This is a genomic window from Stenotrophomonas sp. RS-48 (assembly GCF_030053245.1).
Lineage (GTDB): Bacteria > Pseudomonadota > Gammaproteobacteria > Xanthomonadales > Xanthomonadaceae > Stenotrophomonas > Stenotrophomonas maltophilia_P.
Genome location: NZ_JASGBV010000127.1, coordinates 1 through 6,253 on the forward strand (window position 1 = coordinate 1; position 6,253 = coordinate 6,253).

The 6,253-nt window shown below is 67.9% G+C and carries 4 protein-coding genes; 1 reads left to right on the top strand and 3 read right to left on the bottom strand.

Translation table 11 applies throughout. The features are described from left to right. Positions 1-39: 39 nt before the first annotated feature. Together QMZ25_RS18445 and QMZ25_RS18450 are read right to left on the bottom strand one after the other, a co-directional pair. Entirely contained in the window at positions 40-1,218 is a 1,179-nt protein-coding gene (locus QMZ25_RS18445) for a glutathionylspermidine synthase family protein (protein ID WP_263176317.1), read from the bottom strand. A gap of 7 nt (positions 1,219-1,225) precedes the next feature. Further along, on the bottom strand, positions 1,226-1,798 hold the full coding sequence (locus QMZ25_RS18450) for a DUF1190 domain-containing protein (protein ID WP_053517972.1): 573 nt from the start codon (positions 1,796-1,798) through the stop codon (positions 1,226-1,228). Between the two features lie 234 nt (positions 1,799-2,032). Between QMZ25_RS18450 and ilvD the strand changes: the two genes are divergently transcribed. Further along, complete coding sequence (gene ilvD, locus QMZ25_RS18455) at positions 2,033-3,871, top strand: dihydroxy-acid dehydratase (RefSeq protein WP_283220094.1); 1,839 nt, start codon at positions 2,033-2,035, stop codon at positions 3,869-3,871. Between the two features lie 194 nt (positions 3,872-4,065). Here ilvD and dinG read toward each other — a convergent pair whose 3' ends face one another. Then, positions 4,066-6,168 (bottom strand): ATP-dependent DNA helicase DinG, encoded by a 2,103-nt coding sequence (dinG, locus tag QMZ25_RS18460; protein ID WP_164150502.1) that lies wholly within the window; start codon positions 6,166-6,168, stop codon positions 4,066-4,068. Positions 6,169-6,253 lie beyond the last annotated feature (85 nt).

The following is a 6,253-nucleotide window of genomic DNA, read 5'->3' on the forward strand; positions in this document are numbered from 1 at the left end:
GCCGCTACCGTCCACTACGTGTGCGGGTGCGCACCGTGCTCAGACGTAGATCCGCGTCGGCGCCTCGTCAACGATCGCGTGCGGTACGAAGCGCGCGCTGTCGCGGGTGATCGCGCTGTCGTCCTCGCGGATGCCGATGCCACAGGCGTGCTCACCGACCACCCAGCTGCCGATCAGCGGATAACCGCCTTCGAAGCGGGTCAGCGGATGCGCGCGCTGGATGATCGCCGGTCCATCGTAGGGGCCGTCGCTGCGCTGGGTGCTGCCATCGGCCAGATGCATTTCGATGTTGGCGCCTTCGCGCGAGAACAGCGGCTTGCGCACCCATCCGGTGGCCAGCGCGCTGCCGTCGTCGAAGTGCGCCTCCAGCAGGTTCGGGTGGCCGACATTGCGCTGCCACAGCAATGGCAGGATGCCCTTGTTGCTCAGCACCGCCTTCCATGCCGGTTCCAGCAGCTGCACGCCCGAGCCGGGCAGCGCGCGGCCAAACTCCTCGGCCATCAGGTCTTCCAGCGGATACAGCTTGAACAGCGTGCCGATCACCGAATCGTCCAGCGCGGTGAAGCGGCCATCCGCGGACAGGCCGATGTCTTCGATGGCGATGCCCTGCCCGTGCAGGCCTGCCTGCGAAGCACAGTCGCGCAGGTATTCCACCGTGCCGCGGTCCTCTTCCGAACTGCCCACGGCGCTGAAGTACAGCGGTGGCGGCAGGCGGCCGGCGAGCTCGCCGAAACGTTCGACCAGTGCCTCATGGATGGCGTTGAACTGGTCGGCATGCTGCGGCAGGCGGCCGGCGTTGCGCTGGTCCTCCAGCCACTGCCACTGGAAGAAACTGGCCTCGAACAGCGAGGTCGGCGTGTCGTAGTTCAGCTCGTACAGCTTGGCCGGACCGGTACCGTCATAGGCCAGATCGAGCCGGCCGTAAAGATGCGGCTGGCGCTGGCGCCAGCTGTCGGCGATCCAGTCGCGGTAATGCGCGGGAATCGCCAGCTGATCCATCAGCCGCTCGCTGGCCACCACGTCGCCCACAAGGTCGAGCGCCATCTGGTGCAGCTCGGCGCTGGGATCTTCGATGTCCTGTTCGATCTGGCGCAGGGTGAAGGCGTAATACGCGCTTTCATCCCAGTACGGCTGGCCGTCGATGGTGTGGAAGCGGAAACCGGCTTCCTCCGCGCGCGCCCGCCAGTGGGCGCGCTCGGCGATACGGATACGCTGCATGGGTCGATCAGCCGCCGTAGCTGCCGCTGGTGCTGCGACGCGCGCTGGTGTTGCCGAAGCCACCCCGGCTGGCGGTAACGGCACGGTTCGGCTCGCTGGTGACCGGTGCCAGGCCAGCCTTGCCGGCGCCGATGCCGCTGGCGGTGTTCAGGCCCCCCGTACCGCCCGGGGCCGAACGCGCCCAACCCGCATTCTTGTCCTGGTAGGCCGGTGCCGACGCCGGCGCCTGCGGGGCCAGGCCACCGCGGTTGCTCAGCATCTGGGACATGAAGAAGCCCATCATCATCGGGCCGATGAACGAGGTACCTGCCGACGTGTGCTGCTGCACGCACTGCTCGGGCTTGTAGTCCTGCTCGCAGGCTTCCTTGGTGGCGTACTTCGGCGCAGCGTCGGCGGCCTGCTTCTGCGCCTCGGCGAACGCGTTGCGGCACGACGACGGATCACCGGTGGCCTCGGTGCAGGCCTCGACCGAAGTAAACAGGCCTTCCTGCACCTTCACCTCCGGCTCCTTCTGGCAGGCGGTGAACAGCAGCGGTGCGGCGCTCATCAGCAGCAGCGCGGTGGTGCGGGAACGTTTCATGGCCTCATGCCTCAAGCAGCGGATCAATACCCCAATGATGCCCGATCCGGGCCAACAACCGGAATCGGCAAAGTCCGAAAGATGAACGGCGTTTCATTTTCGTCAGGCCCGATCCGCCATCGCCGCATCGCCCGGCGGCGCCGCGCAGACGAGCGGTGGTTGCAGCAGCAACCGAAAAAATTGGCGATGATCGTCCGACACCCCATGTCGTACGGCCCGCCCGTTCCGCCAGCCATGCCCGAATACCGCTCCCGCACCTCCACCGCCGGCCGCAACATGGCCGGCGCCCGCGCCCTGTGGCGTGCCACCGGCATGAAGGACGGCGATTTCCACAAGCCGATCATCGCCATCGCCAACTCGTTCACCCAGTTCGTACCGGGCCACGTGCACCTGAAGGACCTCGGCCAGCTGGTCGCGCGCGAGATCGAGAAGGTCGGCGGCGTCGCCAAGGAGTTCAACACGATCGCCGTGGACGACGGTATCGCGATGGGCCACGACGGCATGCTGTATTCACTGCCCAGCCGCGAGATCATCGCCGACTCGGTCGAGTACATGGTCAACGCGCACTGCGCCGATGCGCTGGTGTGCATTTCCAACTGCGACAAGATCACCCCTGGCATGCTGATGGCCGCACTGCGCCTGAACATCCCGGTGGTGTTCGTGTCCGGCGGGCCGATGGAAGCGGGCAAGACCCGGCTGTCCGAGCACAAGCTGGATCTGGTCGATGCGATGGTCATCGCCGCCGACGAGAGCGCCAGCGATGAAAAGGTGGCCGAGTTCGAGCGCAGCGCCTGCCCCACCTGCGGCTCCTGTTCGGGCATGTTCACCGCCAACTCGATGAACTGCCTGACCGAAGCGCTGGGCCTGTCGCTGCCCGGCAACGGCTCGACCCTGGCCACCCATGCCGACCGCGAACAGCTGTTCCTGCGCGCGGGCCGCCTGATCGTCGAACTGTGCCACCGCTGGTACGGCGGCGAGGAAGAAAGCGCGCTGCCGCGGGGCATCGCCACGCAGGCCGCGTTCGCCAATGCGATGACCCTGGACATCGCCATGGGCGGATCGACCAATACCATCCTGCACCTGCTGGCCGCCGCGCAGGAAGCCGAAGTGGACTTCGACCTGACCCACATCGATGCGCTGTCACGGCGCGTGCCGCAGCTGTGCAAGGTGGCGCCGAACACGCCCAGGTACCACATGGAAGACGTGCACCGCGCGGGTGGCGTGTACGGCATCCTGGGCGAGCTGGCGCGCGGCGGCCTGTTGGATACCACCGTGCCGACCGTGCACAGCCGCACCCTGGCCGATGCTCTCCAGCGCTGGGATGTGGCGGTCAGCAGCGAATCAAGCGTGCACGACTTCTTCCGTGCCGGCCCGGCCGGCATCCCCACCCAGGTGGCTTTCAGCCAGGCCACGCGCTGGCCCACGCTGGACGTGGACCGCGCCGACGGCTGCATCCGCAGCGTCGAGCACGCCTATTCCGCCGAAGGCGGCCTAGCCGTGCTGCGCGGCAATCTGGCCGAAGACGGTTGCGTGGTGAAGACCGCAGGCGTGGATGAATCCATCCACGTGTTCGAGGGCAGCGCGCGCGTGTTCGAGAGCCAGGACGCGGCCGTGGCCGGCATCCTCGCCGACGAAGTGAAGGCGGGCGACGTGGTGGTCATCCGCTACGAAGGCCCGAAAGGCGGCCCCGGCATGCAGGAGATGCTGTACCCCACCAGCTACCTGAAATCGAAGGGCCTGGGCAAGCAGTGTGCACTGCTGACCGACGGGCGCTTCTCGGGCGGTACGTCCGGGTTGTCGATCGGGCATGCCTCGCCGGAAGCGGCGGCGGGCGGTGCGATCGGGCTGGTACGCGACGGCGACCGTATCCGCATTGATATTCCGGCGCGGCGGATTGATCTGCTGGTGGATGCGGCGACGTTGGATGCGCGCCGTGCCGAGCAGGATGCGTTGGGATGGAAGCCGCGTGAGGCGCGCCCGCGCAAGGTCACCAGCGCGTTGAAGGCCTACGCCCTGCTCGCCACCAGCGCCGACAAGGGCGCCGTACGCAACACCGCGCTGCTGGGCGATTAGGCGCCGCCGGACCGTGCGCGGCGGCATTCCCACCTGATCGGTCATTGCACCTGACACAAGCCGCGCTTCGCGCTCGCCGGGCATGGCCCGGCGCTACCTTCTGATCGTCAGCCGATCACACGCTTGAACGGCGGCAGCGCGGCGTTGCTCGGAGATCAGGTAGCGCCGGGCCATGCCCGGCGGCGTTCCGGTCGTCAGCCGATCACGCGCTTGAACGGCGGCAGCGCGTCGATGATGCGCTTGCCGTAACGGCGGGTCAGCAGCCGCGAATCGAGGATGACCACGCGGCCGGTATCGGTGGAGGTGCGGATCAGGCGGCCGGCGAACTGGGTCAGCGTGCGCAGCGCGTGTGGAATGGCGATCAGGTTGAACGCGTTGAGTCCACGCGCCTCGAACCACTCGCTCAGGGTAGCGGTCTGCGGATCGGTCGGCACCGCGAACGGTACCTGGGTGATCACCACCGTGGTGCAGGCTTCACCGGGCAGGTCGAGGCCCTCGCCGAACGAGTTCAGCCCGAACAGCACCGAGCCCTCGCCCGCCGCCACGCGCCGCAGGTGTTCGTCGATCAGCCGGGTCTTGGACATCTCGCCCTGTACCAGCACCTGCTTGCGGCGCGCGGCAGGCATCAGTCCGGCGACTTTCTCCATCTTCCAGCGCGAGGTGAACAGCACCATCGAGCCCTTGGCCCAGTCCAGCTCCGTGTCGAGGTAGCGCGCCACCTCGCGGGGATGGCCTTCGCGGTCGTCGGGCGTGACCGGGAACTTCGGCACGATCAGCTCGGCCTGGTTCGGCAGATCGAACGGCGAGGACAGCGAAACCATCTCGGCTTCCTCGGGAATGCCATTGTCGATCGCCAGCGACTGGAAATCGCCACCGCCGGTCAGCGTCGCCGAGGTCATCACCACCGAGTCCACCTCGTCCCACAGCAGCTTGCGCAGCACATGCGCGGCCGAGACCGGTGAGCCATGCAGGACCAGATCGCCGTCGCGGGTGGCGGTGACCCAGCGCGCCATCGGCGGCGCACCGTCCTTGTCCTCGCGGCGCCAGGCCTGCCAGAGGTTGTACTGCTGCTCGATCATCTCCAGCGCCATGCCGAGGTTGCGCTGCAGGCGCTCACGCGCCGGGTCGTCCGGCTTGCCCTTGGCCACCTGCGCGGTGGCGGCATGCGCCCAGTTGTAGAGGCTGCGGGTATCGTCGGCCAGCGCTTCGATCGGCTCGCGCCACGCTTCCGGCAGGCGACCGTTGGCCGCGCGCCACATCGGTTCCTCGTCGGCCGGCGCTGGCATCCACACCGCTTCGACATGGTCGCGGAATGCGCGCAGCTGCTTGGCCACGTTGCTGGCGACGTCGATGGCTTCGTTCGGCAGCAGGTTGCCGAGGCGGTCCTTGTCGACCGCGCGATACGCGCCGGCAATCAGGATCTGCAGGCGGCCGGTGCGTTTGGCCATCTCGTCCAGCGCCAGGCTGGCCGCGCCCTGGTCGATGGCGACGTTACCGATGTGATGGCCCTCGTCCAGCACCAGCAGCATCTCCGAGGGCGCGGCGATCAACGGCTGGCCATTGTCACTGTCGCCGATCGACAGGGCCGACAGCAGCAGCGCGTGATTGGTCACCACGATCTGCGCATCACGCACGGTGTTGCGCGAGCGCAGCACCGCGCACTGCGCCGAATACGCACAGCGCCGCCCGGCACAACCCGACGCCGGCGTGGTGATGCGGCCACGCAGGCCCGGGCTGATGGTCTCCGGCGCATTGTCGATGTCACCGTCCCACTGACCGCTGGTGAAGGCGTCGGTCAGGCGCTTGGCGATGTCCATTTCGATCGGCGCCAGTGGCCGGTCGAACAGGGGCGCGTCATCCTCGAACATGCCGCCCTGCGAGCCCTCGCCCTGGGCCTCGGCGGCATTGCGCGTGCACAGGTAGCGGGTGCGGCCCTTGGCCAGCGCCACGGTCGCTTCCAGTCCGGTGGCCTTGAGGAAGTTCGGGATGTCGCGCTCGACCAGCTGCGACTGCAGCGCCACGGTACCGGTACTGATCACCAGCTTCTTCTTGCTGGCCAGCGCGATCGGCACGCCGGCGGTCAGGTAGCCCAGGCTCTTGCCGACGCCGGTGGGTGCCTCGACCACGCCCACGCCACCGCTTTTCGACAACGCGCGCGACACCACGCCGATCATCTGGCTCTGCGAGCGGCGCGTGGAAAAGCCGGGAGTGTTGGCCTGCAGCGTCGTATAGGCCTTGCGGATCGCGTCCTTCAAGGGCTCATCGAGCGTGCGCGGAGCGGCGACGGTTTCGGTCACGCCGGGAACTACCGTGGCTGGATCAGGCCGGTCATTGTCGCATGGCCGGCGGCCGGGACCGAGGCGCGTGCGCTGAACAGGGTCA

What these genes read in the sequence shown, in the direction of transcription:
- QMZ25_RS18445 (WP_263176317.1), bottom strand. Translation starts at nt 1,218, where the DNA reads ATGCAGCGTATCCGTATCGCCGAGCGCGCCCACTGGCGGGCGCGCGCG.
- QMZ25_RS18450 (WP_053517972.1), bottom strand. Translation starts at nt 1,798, where the DNA reads ATGAAACGTTCCCGCACCACCGCGCTGCTGCTGATGAGCGCCGCACCG.
- ilvD (WP_283220094.1), top strand. Translation starts at nt 2,033, where the DNA reads ATGCCCGAATACCGCTCCCGCACCTCCACCGCCGGCCGCAACATGGCC.